A 17,745-nucleotide genomic window follows, 5' to 3' on the forward strand; every position below is an offset into this window, starting at 1 on the left:
CAGAAGTATTCTCCGACTTATACTAAACTAGCATCCATAAACCAGTGTCTGCTTTCGGGTGCACTCATTCCGGTTCATAAGCGTCCGCTTTGCGCTATCTGCTTTTCTTCAAAGAGTTTTATCTTTGTCGGCTTTACGTACAAAGTGATCGCACAGAGAGACTGCTTCCAGCTTCCGTAAGTGACACAAAGCACTATATCTAAATCAGCTGATAGAACTGCTATAGGTCGGCATTGGTTTCACTTCAGTTTTTAATTTTCCCTCTAAACACTGTCACATTCTCGTTTTCCACAATGCCTGTTAACCGTCGATTTTCCATTTCAAGCGTTGCGTTTCTAGATACCATGACTTGATATTTTTGCATCACGTCAGCCAGCGTACTTCTAAGCTCTCGATTCTTTTCTCGCTCTTTTTTAAGCGCTTCATGCTTCTCGTCACGCTGCTTTTGAATATGTTTGTTCGCGCCGCCACGAATACGCTCAAGCAAATCGGGATATTGATTCATAATAAGCGTGCGACTGACACCGGCCTCTTCTGCGACGGCGGCAACGGACATCTTGCGCTCCGGCTTGACGACATTAGGTCGGCCCTGCTCAAGCCTGACAATCGCCATGCGTATCTTATTATGGGTTTTCTCGCGGTTACGTGGAGCTGATTTAGCCATTGGATTTGACTCGCTGTTTGATTGCTTCGATATCTGCGCCAAGGTCCGTCAGCACCTTTTCGCAGCGAACAATGGCTTTATCTACGGTGCGCTGACCCGCATCACCTAAATCATCAATTAACCTTAGTTCGATTTGCTGCGCGTAGACACCTTCCCAGAAGGCCTGTTTCTTGTCATCAATGATGCCGTGCTCGCATTCTTCACAGCGCCCGCCTGCGCAGGAGCCGTCATCGTTGGTGCACCATGCCAGCCCCGTGGAGCGAAGGTAAATCTGCTCTGAGATATGACGGATCATGTCTGTACGAGACTGATAGGTTCGTGTTGGCGTCGCCTTGTCACGAAGGTTGCGTATCTGATTGGCAAGCCCACCTGACAGCGGCGTGTCCGGCTCCAGCCAGTGCCCGATTATTCCCTGACGTTCATCATCGAAGGCAGCATATATCTCGTCGTACAGCTCTAAGTCCTGCTGCTCATTCATAGCATATAGCACCGTCATTTCCAGGCTCCAGTGCTTAAAGTGGTCACGCAGATAGCGTAAATCCCCTAATTTGTGATGCACCACATAACTGGCAAAGGTGCGTCTGAATCGGTGCGAGGTAAGCTTAATATCAAGGCCAAGCGAATCCGCGAGTTTCTGTAAACCTATATTGATACTAGCCCCACTGAGCACATCGACTTTGTTGTTCTGATGCGAGGTCTTACCCAGCACGACAGAGTCAGAGCCGCGCAGTAACCGCGCTACTTCCTGCGCATCATCTGCCTGACGCGCCGCTTCAAGCTGCTGTTCAAGCAGTTGCTGCATCGGTAACATCAGGTCGCTTAACACTTTAAATGCTTCAATCGCGATTTCAGGGCACAGCCAGTGCGTATCGCCTGCATCGGTTTTTTCTGACCTGGAGCCTAAAAAGTAAAACCGCTCACCGTCTCTGACTTCAGAATACCAGTTACCCCGCGTGAGATTGCATAGCTCATGGACACGAATACCGGTGGTCATCAGGATAATAAACAGGCAGCTATCCCGAAGCGCTTTTATGGATTGATTAAACTCATTGCCACCTGACGCCCAGCCGTGCTGTTTAAGGTATTGGGTGCGCTTTGTGCTTTGAGCGTTTTGATGCTTACTGGTCGGCACAAACTCTGACAGCAGACCCTGTAAACGCAATAATTCTGGTGCACGGTGTAACATCGATTCACTGTATTGAAACAGCGGTGCCAATACCTCATCGGGAATAATCTCGGTTTTGGCTTTGCCCGCACTTTTGAATCCCGATAACGCGCCAGCGCTGGATTCCGGCCACGGATGCGCAAACCCGTATTGGGTGTCACGAAGTTGTTGGTAGCACGCCTCCACTGCCAAGAATCGTTGACTCATTGTGTCGAGCGCAAGAGGCTTACCTTTGCGTTTACCCCGATTGGAGGTTAAGGATTTCACATGCGTAACATACTGCATGGCAACAAGTGGCGTAACCGCAGATAGCTCGGTTACGCCGAGTGTTGGTAGCCAGTTTAGCCATAAGATAATATCATTAAAGCGTTTACTAAGTGTCCCCCCTCGACGCTTGCCGCTTATCGCGTTATCCCCCCACAGCAGTCGCGCCATCACGACTTTTGCGGCATCACGCAAGGCAGGGATGTTGATGCGTCCGAAGTTAAGTGTTTTTTGGTTCTCAGATACCTCGTTTGGAAACCAATGCCCTGGCAGTGTCCACTCATCCTGCTCATACCGCGAGAGTACGTGGTACTGACCATTATCAAGCTTTAAATAGGTGATAACACCATGCAGACCATTACGGGTACGCAGGTCATCTCTGAGACGGTTTTTATCGGCAAAGATAACCTCTTGGGTGACCCGATTGCTCATCGTGCCATCCTCACCATCGTTAAATCGCGCCAGAAGGGATGGGGTGTGGTTTTGGCTTTTTCCCGCGCCGCCGTCACTTTTTCGCCATCAAACTGTGGGGCGATGTCCTCATCAATGATGCGAATGATATGGCGAAGGTATTTGTTCCAGTTCTTGATACCGAAGCTGTCACGCTCCCTCACTGCCGCCCAATAAAAGCTGAACAGGCGGTATAAATCCTCTTCGGTGACCACAAAGCTTTTGCAGCGAAAGCAATCAAGCGTTTCTGTGCACACTGAACCGTCTTTGAGGGCGCGATGCCCGTATTTACTGTCTTTGCAGCCAGATATCGGAGTGTTCTCTTTGGGGCCATAGCTGACGCGCAACTCTTCAATGCGCGCCTCTCCGATAAAGCGCATGTTCGTTTCCGCCTCGGGTGGAGCGACCATGTAATCCCGCTGACTGGTTTCAGGGGTGTGCTTGCCATAGCGTGCTGCAATGAGCGGGTCCTGCCCTGATAACTCCCAAATGCGATTCACGAAGGTTTTGCGCAGCCGCATCATGTTGAGGCGCATCGGTTTCCCGTCGTCATCGGTCAATTGATGTTTGTTAATCAGGGTGTTGATATTTTTCTTCAAATTATTTGTGGTTAAGGCCGTGATAGCGCTATGGTGCGTGCCTCGTTTATTCTGATACACCAACAACTGCATCGGGTCTTGGTATTGCTGACGAAGGACGGCGTTGCGCTCAATAATCATCTCAATGGTATTGGCAGCATTGAGCTTAACGCTGCGAAGTAATGCTATGTCCTGAAACTGGCGAAGTGATACCACTTGCGTGGCATTGCCTCGGCGCTTGAAGGCCACGAGCAATCGCAGATTATGTTTAAGTGGGTGTGGCTGGATGCAGTCTGTCGGCAACGATAATACAGGTATGGGATTCATCCCGGTGACCATACCGATACCCAGCACGCAGACCATTAAATCAAAGCTATCGAGCGGCGCGTTGCCTGCCAGAATGCGTGTCATCTCCATTTTCAGCGCTAACACCAGCTGTTTGGTTTCTGCTTGTGTTAATGGCCTTTGTCCTTTAGTTTTGCGATTGGAATTGGGAAAGGGGTTTTTCGGGAATAAGCGCTTAATATCTGCGTGCGGTAAATAGCCCTGCGTGTGCGACGCAGTCAGTGTGGCTTTGGTGGCTGTGTAATAATTTTTCTGGCTTGTATATCCGATATCCGACGCTCTCAGGTGATGGATAAACTCTTCAATCAATTCAGGTGTGATATCGACAGGCTGTAAATCACGTTTCGCACCAGCGTGCCACAGCGTTAAAAACTCGAAGAAGGGTTTAAGGCCGATACGACAATAGTTCGTTATCGTTGTGACAGCGATGGCAGCCTGTTGGGTATCGGCACTCTGCTGGATGAGTTTCTCGATAGTCGCCTGACATAGCGTGGTAATCGCATCAAAGCCTTGTCCATAATAAGGCGCAAAGTCGAAGGCTCTAACACTACTAGGGTTCTCGGGAAAGTGAACCTTCATGGTGGCCGGCGTTTTCGGGGCAACATTGGTGCTTACACTATGCTTGTCGGTGTTAATGCCTTTTGATTCAGAGGGGCGTTTAGCATCGTCAATCTTATCATCAGTAATGACGTTAAACTGCTTTTTACTCATGTCACGGCCTCGCATAGCGCTTCGATTTCGCGTTGGTATTCGGTGGATAAATCATCTTCCAGCTCATGCAGGAAGTGCAGGTATTGCATGGTAGTATTAATGCTGGCGTGACCAAGCAATGACTGCACTGTCATCAGTGGATTGCCACCGAACGTCCCTTCGCTTTTGCGCTCCTCTAAGCACTTTAAAGTGTTGGTAGCGAATGTATGCCTCAAGATGTGTGGGTGAGCGGGAAAAGGCAGTGTAAGCGCATCAAGCTGGTTGTTAAATGATTTAGATTTCAGGCTCCATGCCTGGCCGTCACGCGTCACAAACAGCCTGTCGGTTGGCTCATCCTGACCGTCAAGTAATTGGTGTCGCTCGTGAAGGACGTAATCCCACAAATCGGACATGAGGCTTACAGGCACCATAATATTGCGTGGGTTGCTGCCCTTTATTTGCATCTCTTGAGGGTTAAGCGATACCTTGATGTGGCTTCGATTAGTCAGGTTTTGTGGATTAACCACATAAGACAATGGGAAGGTTAGGATTTCGGCTTTACGCAGTCCGGTAAGCAACCCTAGCCTGACCATGAGCTTGAGCGTCTTGTTCTTAATAGCGCTTAGTAATTGGGTCGCCTGTTCACCATTGAGGACTCTAAGCTTCGTTCTCTTTTGCTTAAGCATGATATCAGGACGCACTTTAACACCACCTGATGTGTCGGTATGAGCTAAGAACCCTTTGGGCTTTCTCACCAAGACCGCCTCAAGCTCATAGGGAAGCGTATTCACCCATCCACGGTTATAAGCGTAGTGATAAAACTTAATGAGAAAGCGTAAACGTCGGTTAATGGTGCTCGCCGCTGCTCCAAAATACTTCATTGATGCGTCACGATAAACAGCCAGTATGGTTTCATCTTGGCGACAGCGAACTTCTCGCCAGTCAATACTATTCCCTTCACAAAACCCAAAGAAATCATATAAGTCCTGCCCATACGTCTTCCAGCTATGCACGCTTTGCACGCTGCCGCGTTTCAAGCAGTGATAGACCAGAAACTCTACCGCATACATGAATATCTCGCCATCCTTGTCGACTAAAATGGGAAAGTCAGGGCAGCTTATCCCCTTTATTTTAAAGTCTTCCGTGCTAGTGACGAGATCCATTATTAACCTAAAGAAAAAGAACCAAAAAGAAATAAAGCAGTTGTGGATTGTGGGAATTTTCGCTTCGCTCACCGTGTGGACTGTTTCGTATAAGCTGATGGATAACTGCTTGGGCAGTTACCCACAACTTCTACCAAAACAGACACACACTAATTCTCCACAAACACACAACCCAACAACAATAACAAACATATAATCACTGTATATTTGCTCAGTATATACGGGAGGGGGTATTAGTCAATATGCTTGTTGCATATTGACGGGGATATTTCATATCAGCTGCGCCACGACCATAGAGATAACCATTGAATGTTTTTGCGGCGAACGGAGGGTAATCCCATAACTTTAATGGGCCAGGCGGAACTACATCAGTATGCCCATTAAATGCGAGGTGGCGATTACCATTACCAATCTTAGCAATCATATTAGTTACCCCATTTACTCTGAGTGTGTCACACACAAAACCCAACGCACTTAAGCGCTGTTGAATATAGACTTGGCAACCAGCATCGTTGGGTGTAATCGACGGTAATTGGAGTAAGTTCTTAGCGATAGTCAGCGCTGGATGAGCGCTAGTAACTGCTGAAACAAGTTTTATTGGCATGGCGATTTAAGAGTCGATAAAACACCGATAAATCGTGGCATTAGCAAATGACGGATCAATGACAATCACACGACAAAACTGTGACAACACCGCACAATGCGCATTTAAAACTAAAAGTAGGAAGACTAGACAAAGAAAATGGCGGAGTGGACGGGACTCGAACCCGCGACCCCCGGCGTGACAGGCCGGTATTCTAACCAACTGAACTACCACTCCGCATCAGGGGATATCAAATAATGGCGGAGCGGACGGGACTCGAACCCGCGACCCCCGGCGTGACAGGCCGGTATTCTAACCAACTGAACTACCGCTCCGGCGATTATTTGATGTATTGACAGTGGCGGAGCGGACGGGACTCGAACCCGCGACCCCCGGCGTGACAGGCCGGTATTCTAACCAACTGAACTACCGCTCCACAATCATCAATAAAAACAACAAGTTGAAAGATCAAGCATGACCCCCTTCCCTCATTGCGGCGCAGATGATACGGGTTACACCCCAATGAGTCAACGGTTTTTTGAGGTAAAAACCGCGGGAAAAGAGCAATTGGTTGATAAACCATCAAAAACCGAATTAAAGTTAAGTTAAAACGGTAATAAGCCCTTTATTCTTTGCAGTAAAGATGGCGCGGAAGCGGTATCGTTGGTCGCCGCAGCCTCATCAGAGGAGTCTGTGCTTTTGGACGATGTTACTTTAGCTGGACGCTGTAGCCACAAATAAACGCCAACCCCAACTAAACCCAAAAAGATAATGCTACCGTTAATCACTAACACCCAAAACACGACATCTACACTTTCTTCGACCGGCGGTTCAGGTTGTATATCAACTTCCGGCAGCACCGAGCTGTTGTCTTCACTAACCGCACTTTCTGTTGGAGCTTCCGGCATATTCACCGGTTCTGGTGGCGGAGCTTGAACCACAAAAGTATATTCGGGAACATCTAAAATGAAATCTCGCCCATTAGCTGTTTTACCATAGGCCGTCAACTTAACGCGGAAAACCCCATCGCCATAATTGACAATCAAATGCTCTCGCACGTTACTGTTAAGTTCGGTCAAAGAAAAATTTTGAATATCGCCATTGGGAAAGCGTATTTTTCCATCAATGAGCAACGAAGAAATGTCAACCAGATCACGCTCAGCATCGATTAAAAGCTTATGGTACCCCTCTCCCGCATCGTCCAATGCTACATCAATAATAATCGGGTTAGGGTGTAATATAATTGGCTCATCGATTTGCTCACGAGTAAACATCGGAGTGCTCACTCTGAACACGGGTTGCCACTCTCCTGCGGCGATTGCAAGGTTGAATTGGCCGGTAAATGTGCCGTCCAGCGGTGCCTCATCCATGCCTAACCCATTATCAACAAAGGTAGCAACCAACTCACTGCTGGCACCAAAATTGTTGTAATTAGGGTTGTTGGTACTGGTTAACTCGATGGTTAGCTCAACTACATCACGAAATTCGCTGTAATTAATCGGTTCTTCACCGTTGGTAAGGTACGCCGTTTGTTTTAGGATCTCGCCCGAGAAAATCATTGGGGGTAAGGGCTCAGCGTGTAAACGAATATCCGACAAAACCATAACTCGGCTATTAGGCAATATCTGACCAACCGCTTGCCAGGGCCCGGGCACCGGATTCTTAATGCTGATCATGTCATAGGTATTGGCATCGTACCAAAACACATTTTCACCGTCGGCCTGCGTAGAAAATATTTTTGACCCATCAGGGCGCACCAAGACTACGGGTGCTGAGCCAAATTCGCGAAAAAACACTAAGGTAATTTCATCGACTTCGTAATCGATGCGAAAACGATTTTGTAATAACTTAATGCTATTGTGATACTCACCACCGAGGGCCGTTAACGGTGAAGGCTGGCTAGTTGTCTGCGCTGATTCATCTTGGGCTGTGGGAGGCTGTTGTGCATACGACATACACGCAATAAATAGCGCAGTCGCAATAATGGCGTGCAAAAAAGCCTTGCTCATTCGTTTACACCATTTGCGAGTCAATCGATTGTCCTATCGTCTACTGGCGCCACAGACACTGGCCAGATTGTTTTTCAACAATGTCTAAGCGCGATTCATGCTTAGCTAATTCATCGGCAGAAGCTCGAATAACCTTAAGTTTCAATCCACTGCGGTCTATTGGCCGGCGTCCTTCGAGTGTTTCTCCATCAGCACCTTGGCTATTCTGATTGGCAAGATTAAGCGCCTTCTGACCACCGGTCATCATCAGATAAACATCAGCGAGTATCTCTGCATCAAGCAATGCACCGTGGAGTGTGCGGTGGCTGTTATCTATCCCATAACGTTTACATAATGCGTCGAGATTATTTTTAGCGCCGGGGTGCATCTGACGTGCCAGCACTAAACTGTCCAACACTGAACAGATATTTGCGGTACGAATCTCGGTAACACTGGGTGTCATCGCGAATTCCCAATCCATGAAGCCAACGTCAAAAGGGGCGTTATGAATAATCAACTCGGCCCCTTCGATAAATGCCACAAAGTCTTTGGCTACATCTTCAAAGCGCGGTTTGTCTTGCAGGAACTCATTGGTAATGCCGTGCACATCAATTGCTTCCTGCTCAATGTCACGTTCAGGATTGATATATACATGAAAGTGATTACCGGTCAGTTTTCTATCCACCAATTCAACACAGCCAATCTCAATAATACGGTGGCCTTGTTTGGGATCGATACCGGTTGTTTCAGTATCCAGTACGATTTGACGCATGGGATATCACTCTACTTTTTTATTCTATTTGCGATAGTATACTCAACACCGAACGTGACTCCACGCAGAAGATCCACATTTCCACAAAAAACTTGAAAGGATTGCCACTGAATGAAAAAAGTGCAGCTGTATACTGATGGTTCATGCTTGGGCAATCCAGGCCCTGGCGGCTATGGTGTTGTACTCATATTTAATCAATTTCGTAAAGAACTTAGCCAAGGATATAACCATACCACCAATAATCGCATGGAGTTGCTCGCCACTATCGTGGGTTTAAACGCTTTAAATGAAGGCTGCCAAGTCGAGCTAACTACAGACAGTCAATACGTTAAAAATGGCATCAATCAGTGGATCCATAATTGGAAGAAAAACGGCTGGAAAACCGCGGCCAAAAAGGCGGTTAAAAACGTCGATTTATGGCAACAGTTAGATGCCGCAATTGGGAAACATAAGGTCAATTGGCATTGGGTCAAAGGACACTCAGGTCATCCCGAGAATGAACGCTGTGATGAACTCGCTCGTGCGGCTGCTGAATCCAACAACCGTATCGTCGATAGCGGATTCGAAGAATAACTATATCAAGTTAGTCCCAATACAGGATAAATTTTCCCTTACTTTGGTTTTGGCTAAGCTTGTTATGGGCGACATTCACCTCGGCTACGGGCAAAATACTGTCTACTGGTACGCTTAATTGCCCATTATCAAATGCTAAATGGCAGTCTGCACAAAAGGCAGTTACTAGGGCTCGTTTATAATCCGCACTCCGATTGCGTAAAGTAGAGCCAACAAGGGTAATCCGCTTAGCTAAAACTTTGGCCATATCCAAGTTTGCATTTCGCCCGCCAAGCATTGCTAAATAAACCATACGCCCATCGAGCGCCAATATATCTACATTGCGTTGCACATAATCACCCGCAACTACATCCACTATAACATCGGGCCGCCAACCCAACTGTTTGAGCCGAATGGCAAAATCATGGTAATTATAATTTATTAGGTGCTTAGCCCCGGCATGCATGCATTGCTCGAGCTTTTCGTCATTAGATGCTGTAACGGCAACCTCACAACCGTTGCGTCGAGCTAATTGAATTGCAGCTAAGCCAACACCACTTGCCCCTGCATGGATCAATACCCGTTCATTTGATTTTAGCTTAGCCAGCGTGAAAAGGGCTTGATACGCGGTTAGGAACACTTCAGGTAAACCAGCCGCTATTCGGATATCCATCCCCATTGGGATAGGTATCGCTTGCTTACTATCTAACACGGCATACTCTGCATAACCACCACCTGCGACTATTCCGCATACTCGATCACCAATGACCCAATCGTTGGCTGCTTTGCCCGCCGCTACAATTTCACCACTAACCTCAAGTCCCAATATATGACTTTCCCCTGCCGGCGGAGGATACTTGCCCTGACGTTGCAAAAGATCCGCGCGGTTTACCCCAAAAGCAGCTACTTTTATCAGCAATTGCTCATCACCGGGGGTGGGTTTTTCAATATTCTCTACACACAACGCCCTCTCTGGTTGAGCGCGATCATAAGCAACATATCGCATTGTCATTGACATAAAATTCTCCGCCTGGTTACCGGTTTTTCACCGCATTTCAGACAATCTGGGATATACTCACGTTTTTTGATTAAATACGAAAATTATGTCAGCAACAATTGTTCTTGCTCCGGATCGTGAAAAATCTTTGCTCCGTCACCACCCTTGGGTGTTTGCAGGCGCAGTTGCCAAAGTTAAAGGCCGTTGCCAACTTGGCGATACCGTCGACATTGTGTCGACCAAAGGAAAGTGGTTGGCGCGGGCAGCCTTCTCACCTGAATCACAGATCCGCGCTCGAGTGTGGACATTTGATCAGAATGAAAGCGTTGACAATGCATTTTTCTGCCGTCGAATTGAACGAGCTCGTTGGCAACGAAAAGACGTAATTGAACGAGCTCAGACAAACGCCTATCGGCTGGTTGCTGGCGAATCAGACGGGTTGCCCGGTGTAACCATTGATGTATATGCCAATGTAGTGGTTCTGCAGCTGTTGTCCGCCGGAGCCGAGAAGCAACGCGATAAAATCCTTTGGGCAGTTCAACGCTTTTACCCCGATGCCATCATCCACGAACGCAGTGACGTTGCAGTGCGCGAGAAGGAGGGCTTAGAGCAACGCATAGCAACCTTAGCGGGTACGTTACCCAACGCTGTTACTATTGAAGAAAATGGTGTCGCGATCAGTGTGGATCTGGTCCATGGTCACAAGACGGGCTTCTATCTCGATCAGCGCGACAATCGGAGAATTACTGCATCCTATTGCGCAAATAAACGGGTACTCAACTGTTTCAGTTATACCGGCACTTTCGGCTGTTATGCGCTCAAGGCTGGAGCTGAGCACGTTACTCATGTTGATGTCTCAGAAAGCGCCCTAGCGACAGCGAAATACAACGCGCAAATCAACGGATTTGGTGATGACCGCAATCAATACGTGCAGCAGGACGTATTTGATTTACTGCGACAATTCAACGCCAACACAGTGCAGTTTGATGTTGTCATTCTAGATCCACCCAAATTTGTTGATAGCAAGGCTACCCTGAATCGAGCGGCACGGGGCTACAAAGACATTAATTTATATGGCATCCATGCGGTCAAACCGGGCGGTTATTTAGCTACCTACAGCTGTTCAGGCCTAATGCCTGCGGATCTGTTTCAAAAGATAGTAGCGGATGCAGCGTTGGACGCCAAACGAGAGATAAAGATTATTGAACGTCTTTCTCAAGCGCCAGACCATGCAACATCGGGCGCTTATCCTGAGGGTTATTACCTGAAAGGGTTACTTTGTCAGGTATTTTAAGCACGCTCCGCGTGCTTATTTCATTTCTAGGATTTCTACCCCGACAACGCAGCTTGACTCACCTTCGGGTACACAACGTACAACTTTTGCTTTCGCTGATAATGAAGGTATTTGACTGCTGGTTGATTCAATCGAAACGGACACACTAGTACCAAGTTCAATCGAAGACTCTCCGACTTCAAGTGACATGCCCGTCGCACTTATATCACGACAAATCGCTTGGATGGTGCGGCTCGACTCATCGTCATCAAGCACCAACTCACAAGGTGAATTGACCATCATTCGGAAAAAATTACGCTTGTCATCGTATCCCAGCATTACTGCATCTCCTGAACGTTTTTGACCATGACATTTTAGGCAAAACGTATTGATTGACCATAACCACTTCACAAGTTATAGGCCGCTATGCAACTAATGTCAATGCCGAGCGATAGCGATTATATTAGGGCAACAAATTGCTTTGATTTACGGCTTATGCGAACCCAAACGAACTGACTATACCAACCTATCACGATCCTAGGGAAAAGCTTTTTAAATGATTTTCAACGCGCTTTGCAGAAATTGGAACGCGTGTACCAAGTTGCTGTGCGAACAAAGAAACCCTTAACTCTTCGAGTAACCAACGGGTTTCTAACAACTCATCAGGTACATCACGTTGACGCTTAAAACGCTCCAGTACCGCCTGATATTGCTGAGTTACTTTTTCCAACGTCAACATGTGCATGCGGTCACGATTAACATCAACCTTAAGCTTGTCAATCCGATGCGCCAAAGCTTGCACATAGCGCTGCCAGTCTTTTAGTCGGTGGATACCAATATCAGTAACGAAACCAGGGTAAACCAATGCATTCAGGTGGCCTTTTACATCATTTAGCGCATGGACGAATTGAAAATCGATTTTACCCTTTAATTGTTTTTGCACACCAGCTGCAATCACCAAACCCTGCTCAACCTGAACCGCTATTGCCAGCACTTCATCATTAATCTGTGCTCTAGCGTGTTCGGTCAACTGCTCAAACCGTGCTTGAGTTCTGACCTGTTCAGGTGCGCTGAATAAGTCAACCACCATTGCATTAATAGCGGCTTCGACACAATCATCGATAAGCGCGGCAATTGAACCAAAAGGATTAAAATACAGACCTAGTTTGGATTTATTCGGCAACTTTTGCTGTAAATGCTTAATTGGCGACGGAATAACGGCTTGAACTAACGCCGCCAATCCTGCTTTGTGAGCGCTTTGCGCTTCCTGCCGTGAATCGAACAAACGAATATCTACACCGCTCTTCCCTACGCTTAGTCCCGGGTATGCTTGTACTTCAAATTGCCCTGTCTTGCGGGAAAATTTTTCCGGTAGCTGGTCAAAATCCCACTGCGTTAAGCCACTGCGTTCAAACTCTGGTGTGGCGGCGTGATTTAACGTATCTTGCACTTGTCCTTGCAATTGACGCTGCAGAGCTACAAGGTCATCGCCCTTTGCCACCACTTGATTTTTAGTATCGACAACCTGGAAGTGCATGCGCAAATGCGTGGGTAATTCGACATCGTTAAACAGCTCGGCATCGATCTGCACGCCACTCATGCGTTTTAATTGCTCACTCAACACCACAGTTAATGCTTGTTCGTTCCTGATCTGCAATTCGGAGAACTTGGCTAAAACAGCATTGGCATAGTCAGGGGCTGGCACAAAGTGTCGCCGCCAACGTTTCGGCAGCCCTTTGATTAAAGCGACCACAAGCTCGGCTTGTAAACCGGCGACGAGCCAGTCAAAGCCCACGGGCTGCACTTGATTTAACAGCGGCAAGGGGATCAACACGCTGACCCCATCCTCTTGAGACGTTGGATCAAATTGATAACTTAATGGCAATACGAGATCGCCTTGGCGCCAAAACTCAGGGTATTGTTCGACAGTTGCCGCGTTTAACAATGATTTCGTAACTGCCTCGCGGGTAAATTGTAGCTTGTCGACAGCATCCGCCGATTGCTGACGGTACCACTTTTTAAAACTGGCCTCGCTGACTAGGTATTCCGGTATGCGTTGCTGATAGAAATCAACCAGCTCGTCCTCTGACACCAATAAATCCCGCCGGCGTGTTTTTTGTTCAAGCTGGTCAATATCATCAATCAAGGCCTGGTTGTCACGCAAGAACGCATAGTTGAGGTTGGTATGCCCATTGACCAATGCTTCGCGCACAAACAACTCATGAGAAACAACCGGATCAATATTGCCGTAGTTAACAGTGCGATTGGCAACGATCGGTAACCCCAACATAGTCACACGTTGTTTAGCCATCACGGCGCCGCGTTTCTTCGACCAATGCGGCTCACTGTAATGGGATTTAACTAAGTGTGGCGCCAGTGGCTCAATCCACTGCGGTTGAATTTTTGCTACCACGCGAGCAAAAAGACGCGATGTTTCCACCAACTCTGCTGCCATCACCCACTTGGGGGATTTTTTGGCTAAACCAGAGCCTGGGAAAATTTGAAATTTACTGTTGCGGGCACCGTTATAGGCTTTGTCTTTATCAAGCTGCCCGATGTGAGAAAGCAATCCGGTAACAATGCTTTGATGAATCGCGTCATAGTCAGCTGGCGTTGAATTGATCCGCAGATCGATATTAACCAGTGAATGTTTGATTTGACTAACAATATCTTGCCATTCGCGCATCCGCAGGTAATTAATAAAATGGGTTTTGCACCACTTACGTAATTGATTGTTACTCAGCGTCTTTTGTTCAGTCTTAAACGCTAACCACAAGTTGAGTAATGCGACAAAGTCAGAACTTTCATCGTAAAAGAGTTTATGCGCTTCATCCGCTTTTTGCCGCTTATCTTGGGGTCGCTCGCGGGGGTCTTGAATAGATAATCCAGCGGCAATAATCATTACTTCATTTACCGCATCAAACGCACCTGCTGCAAGCACCATTCTGGCGTAACGAGGGTCAATCGGTAGCCGACTGAGTTTATGCCCTAACTGACTGAGCCTTGGTCCTTTTGGTGTGTCTTCAATCGCTTGTAATTCTTCAAGAAGTAAAAATCCGTCTTTGATATTGCGACTATCTGGGGCTTGCACAAACGGAAAGCGACTAATATCGCCCAAACCCAAAGCCAACATTTGCAAGATCACCGAAGCTAGGTTAGTGCGCAGAATTTCCGGATCCGTAAACTCTGGACGACCGAGATAGTCCTCTTCACTGTAAAGTCGAATACAGATCCCATCGGAAGTCCTTCCACAGCGCCCTGCACGTTGGTTTGCTGAGGCTTGTGAAATAGCTTCAATTGGAAGTCGCTGTACTTTGCTGCGCGCACTGTAGCGCGAGAGACGTGCGAGCCCCGGATCGACAACATACTTAATTCCAGGCACGGTAAGCGAAGTTTCGGCCACATTAGTGGCCAACACAATTCGGCGACCACTATGCGACTGAAAAATACGGTTTTGCTCACTCGCGCTCAAGCGTGCATACAACGGAACAATTTCGGTATTGCGATACTGCTGTTTTACGAGTGCTTCCTGGGCGTCTCGAATGTCACGTTCGCCACTTAAAAAGATCAGAATATCACCCGGCGGTTCACGCATCAGTTCATCCACCGCGTAGACTATGTTGTCAAGCATATCTGAGTCTTCTGCGGCCTCCTGGTAACGAATCTCAACAGGATAAGTACGTCCACTGATTTCAAGCATCGGAGCGTCATTGAAGTGCTTTGAGAAACGCTCGGGATCAATTGTTGCTGAGGTGATGATTAGTTTTAATTCAGGCCGTTTTGCCAATAACTGCTTGAGGTAACCCAGCAAGAAATCAATGTTTAGACTGCGTTCATGCGCTTCATCGATAATTATCGCGTCATATTGGTTAAGGAAACGATCGTTTTGCATTTCTGCAAGTAACATCCCGTCGGTCATCAATTTGATATAACTGGCGTCACTCACAGTATCGGAAAACCGAATTTTGAATCCGACATGCTCACCGATAGGTGAGTTAAGTTCCTCGGCGATGCGCGATGCAACACTGCGAGCTGCAAGGCGGCGTGGTTGTGTGTGTGCGATCATTCCGCGTGTGCCCAGCCCCATCTCAAGACACATTTTTGGTAACTGGGTGGTTTTACCCGAACCGGTTTCACCGGCAATAATCACAACTTGGTGATTGGCTATAGCGGCTTGGATTGCCTCTTTTTCTCGGCTAACCGGCAAGTCAGGATAGTTAATTGTCGGGATTGCTTGTTGTCGCTGCTGAACCGCGAATACTGACTTTGACAAACGCTGACAAAACTTTTGCCATTGCTTGTCCTGCGCGACCTCTTTGGCTTCTAGCGCCGCTAGTGTGCGGCGAAGACGCTTGAATTCGTTTGAGAGTCGATAGGCATCAACCAAGCGAGACTGGGATAATAAAGTCTCTGCTTGTTTGATACTGATATTATCGGGTGTACTCAATCTGCACCTGCTAATCACTTAATAGGTGCGCGATCCTAGAAGAACGAAGCGTAAAATGCTAGCTAGCTTTTGCTTTATATCCGTCGCGTAATTGCACATCAATGGCATTCAACACTTCAGAACGACTAATACTGCCTAACAAAAAGCCATCATCATCAATCACCGGGTAAATTTTCGGTTTCGCTTTTATCATTGTTTCAGCTAATTCCAGCACCGATGAATACGGCTTCACTGACAGCACCACCGATTGCATGACATCTTTAACGCGACACACTTGCTCGCGATAATAACTCGATGTAATCATTTTACTTAAGCAATCCTGCTCAGATAAAAAACCGACGACTTTATTCGCGCCATCAACCACAGGCCCACCGGCCTGCTTGCTGGTCAACAATCGCTCCACTGCTTCTGCAATAGGCATATCAATGGTCAATTTAACAGCGCGACGATTCATGTAATCTGAAACCAATAAAGATTCCATTGCTACTCCTGTTTCTAACAACGTATTTATTATTATCGGCAGCGACAGTTAAAACACTTATCGCAGACACTTTAAGCGTAGATGCTTATTCAACAAACCACTACTTTTTGACCACATTTTTTGTCTGCGCATCAATCAGTTAAATTCTGATCTTCTTTATAAATCGCGATTTTACGTGTTCCCATTGCATCAATACTCGCGCGATACATCCCTTCAGTATTAAACGGCATGGCGACATTACCGTACTTATCGACCGCTACAACACCACCATCACCGCCTGCCGGCTTTAGTACTTGATGGATAACCGCATCAGCCGCTTGTTGCAGACTAACGTTTTGATATGTCATACGAGCGCAAATATCTGCCGCGACGTTGTAGCGAATGAAGTATTCGCCATGACCCGTTGCCGATACCGCACAGCTCGCGTTGTCAGCGAAGGTGCCCGCGCCGATAATTGGTGAATCTCCGACGCGTCCATAACGTTTGGCAGTCATACCCCCCGTTGAAGTGCCGGCAACCAAATTTCCCTGCTTATCTAATACCACCACTCCAACGGTTCCAAACTTATAGTCAGCTCCGCTCGCAATATGGATCCCAGCCTGGGGAGTGAGAGCAAGTTTTGCTTTTTTTAACGCCTGCAAACGACGCTCAGTATTAAAATATGTATTGTTCACCAAGGTTAAGCCCTGCTCTTTGGCAAATTGTTCAGCGCCTTCACCAGTAAGCATTACATGCGGAGAATGTTGCATAACCGCCAATGCTGCAGCAATTGGGCTTTTAACGTTAGTGACTGCAGCTACTGCGCCAGCTTGACGCATGAGACCATGCATAATCGAGGCATCGAGCTCATGACGCTCATCATAGGTGTAAACAGCTCCAACACCTGCGTTAAATAATGGCGACTCCTCCATTAGCTGAATTGCCGCTACTACAGCATCTTCTCCGGGCTTTCCCGCTTTTAATAACGCATAGCCAGTGTCTAATGCTCCCGCTAATGCGGCACGATAAGCGCTGTCTTGTTCAGGAGTTAGGTCAGCTTGCGTGATAGTGCCAGCGCCGCCATGAATAGCAATTGCGACTTCATGTACAGGATGTGCCGCTACAGATAAGTTAATGATCAGTGTAAGTCCACCCAGCAGAATTGGACGCAACGCATGTAACATAAAAGATATCTCCATTCGAATTTAGACTAGCTCGAAACATTGAGCTGCTAATCTATACTTGCTTCTAACATACGCACAAAATGATAACTTTTCTATGCAATTTAACACTGTTAGCTTGATTACAAATTGCGCGATTGGTAGCGACAATTTGGCACGATTAAGAAAACCTG

At 47.2% G+C, this 17,745-nt stretch carries 14 protein-coding genes and 3 tRNA genes; 2 read left to right on the forward strand and 15 right to left on the reverse strand.

The features are described 5' to 3' along the window. Positions 1–244: 244 nt before the first annotated feature. The 10 genes from CSH92_RS13790 to dnaQ all read right to left on the reverse strand — a co-directional run bounded on the left by CSH92_RS13790 (position 245) and on the right by dnaQ (position 8,662). Positions 245–664: a TetR family transcriptional regulator gene (locus tag CSH92_RS13790; RefSeq protein ID WP_100658240.1), complete on the reverse strand. Its 420-nt coding sequence runs from the start codon at positions 662–664 to the stop codon at positions 245–247. Beyond that, the gene (locus CSH92_RS13795; RefSeq protein ID WP_100658241.1) at positions 657–2,525 is read right to left on the reverse strand and encodes a tyrosine-type recombinase/integrase; all 1,869 of its coding nucleotides are present in this window, start codon (positions 2,523–2,525) and stop codon (positions 657–659) included. The genes CSH92_RS13790 and CSH92_RS13795 overlap by 8 nt, the downstream gene beginning before the upstream one ends. Further along, on the reverse strand, positions 2,522–4,177 hold the full coding sequence (locus tag CSH92_RS13800) for a phage integrase SAM-like domain-containing protein (RefSeq protein ID WP_100658242.1): 1,656 nt from the start codon (positions 4,175–4,177) through the stop codon (positions 2,522–2,524). Before CSH92_RS13800 ends, CSH92_RS13795 begins: the two co-directional genes overlap by 4 nt. Further along, positions 4,174–5,319 carry a tyrosine-type recombinase/integrase gene (locus tag CSH92_RS13805; protein WP_100643436.1) on the reverse strand — a complete coding sequence of 382 codons (1,146 nt, stop codon included), beginning with the start codon at positions 5,317–5,319 and terminating at the stop codon, positions 4,174–4,176. The genes CSH92_RS13800 and CSH92_RS13805 overlap by 4 nt, the downstream gene beginning before the upstream one ends. A 211-nt stretch (positions 5,320–5,530) precedes the next feature. Then, positions 5,531–5,923 (reverse strand): M20/M25/M40 family metallo-hydrolase, encoded by a 393-nt coding sequence (locus CSH92_RS13810; RefSeq protein WP_100658243.1) that lies wholly within the window; start codon positions 5,921–5,923, stop codon positions 5,531–5,533. A gap of 139 nt (positions 5,924–6,062) precedes the next feature. Beyond that, positions 6,063–6,139 (reverse strand) — tRNA-Asp (locus CSH92_RS13815). A 21-nt stretch (positions 6,140–6,160) separates the two neighbouring features. Next, positions 6,161–6,237, reverse strand: a tRNA-Asp gene (locus CSH92_RS13820). 24 nt (positions 6,238–6,261) lie between these two features. Continuing rightward, positions 6,262–6,338, reverse strand: a tRNA-Asp gene (locus CSH92_RS13825). A gap of 169 nt (positions 6,339–6,507) precedes the next feature. Beyond that, positions 6,508–7,911: a TIGR03503 family protein gene (locus tag CSH92_RS13830; RefSeq protein ID WP_240612827.1), complete on the reverse strand. Its 1,404-nt coding sequence runs from the start codon at positions 7,909–7,911 to the stop codon at positions 6,508–6,510. 40 nt (positions 7,912–7,951) lie between these two features. Then, the gene (gene dnaQ / locus CSH92_RS13835; RefSeq protein ID WP_100658244.1) at positions 7,952–8,662 is read right to left on the reverse strand and encodes a DNA polymerase III subunit epsilon; all 711 of its coding nucleotides are present in this window, start codon (positions 8,660–8,662) and stop codon (positions 7,952–7,954) included. Between the two features lie 111 nt (positions 8,663–8,773). On the opposite strand from dnaQ, the gene rnhA reads away from it, so the two are divergent. Beyond that, positions 8,774–9,235, forward strand: coding sequence for a ribonuclease HI (gene rnhA, locus CSH92_RS13840; RefSeq protein ID WP_100658245.1), 462 nt, complete (start codon positions 8,774–8,776; stop codon positions 9,233–9,235). A gap of 10 nt (positions 9,236–9,245) precedes the next feature. Here the strand turns inward: rnhA and CSH92_RS13845 are convergent, their stop codons facing one another. Further along, positions 9,246–10,232: an NAD(P)H-quinone oxidoreductase gene (locus CSH92_RS13845; protein WP_100658246.1), complete on the reverse strand. Its 987-nt coding sequence runs from the start codon at positions 10,230–10,232 to the stop codon at positions 9,246–9,248. Between the two features lie 85 nt (positions 10,233–10,317). Between CSH92_RS13845 and CSH92_RS13850 the strand changes: the two genes are divergently transcribed. Next, positions 10,318–11,505, forward strand: coding sequence for a class I SAM-dependent rRNA methyltransferase (locus tag CSH92_RS13850; protein ID WP_100658247.1), 1,188 nt, complete (start codon positions 10,318–10,320; stop codon positions 11,503–11,505). Between the two features lie 15 nt (positions 11,506–11,520). Here the strand turns inward: CSH92_RS13850 and CSH92_RS13855 are convergent, their stop codons facing one another. The 4 genes from CSH92_RS13855 to CSH92_RS13870 all read right to left on the reverse strand — a co-directional run bounded on the left by CSH92_RS13855 (position 11,521) and on the right by CSH92_RS13870 (position 17,575). Continuing rightward, positions 11,521–11,823: a PilZ domain-containing protein gene (locus CSH92_RS13855; RefSeq protein WP_100658248.1), complete on the reverse strand. Its 303-nt coding sequence runs from the start codon at positions 11,821–11,823 to the stop codon at positions 11,521–11,523. 190 nt (positions 11,824–12,013) lie between these two features. Then, positions 12,014–15,931 carry an ATP-dependent RNA helicase HrpA gene (hrpA, locus tag CSH92_RS13860; protein ID WP_100658249.1) on the reverse strand — a complete coding sequence of 1,306 codons (3,918 nt, stop codon included), beginning with the start codon at positions 15,929–15,931 and terminating at the stop codon, positions 12,014–12,016. A 58-nt stretch (positions 15,932–15,989) separates the two neighbouring features. Then, positions 15,990–16,412, reverse strand: coding sequence for a CBS domain-containing protein (locus CSH92_RS13865; RefSeq protein ID WP_100658250.1), 423 nt, complete (start codon positions 16,410–16,412; stop codon positions 15,990–15,992). 131 nt (positions 16,413–16,543) lie between these two features. After that, the gene (locus CSH92_RS13870; RefSeq protein WP_100658251.1) at positions 16,544–17,575 is read right to left on the reverse strand and encodes an isoaspartyl peptidase/L-asparaginase family protein; all 1,032 of its coding nucleotides are present in this window, start codon (positions 17,573–17,575) and stop codon (positions 16,544–16,546) included. Positions 17,576–17,745: the final 170 nt, after the last annotated feature.

This window comes from Neoalteromonas flava (assembly GCF_002807685.1).
In the GTDB taxonomy this organism is placed as follows: Bacteria; Pseudomonadota; Gammaproteobacteria; order Enterobacterales; family Alteromonadaceae; genus Alteromonas_E; species Alteromonas_E flava.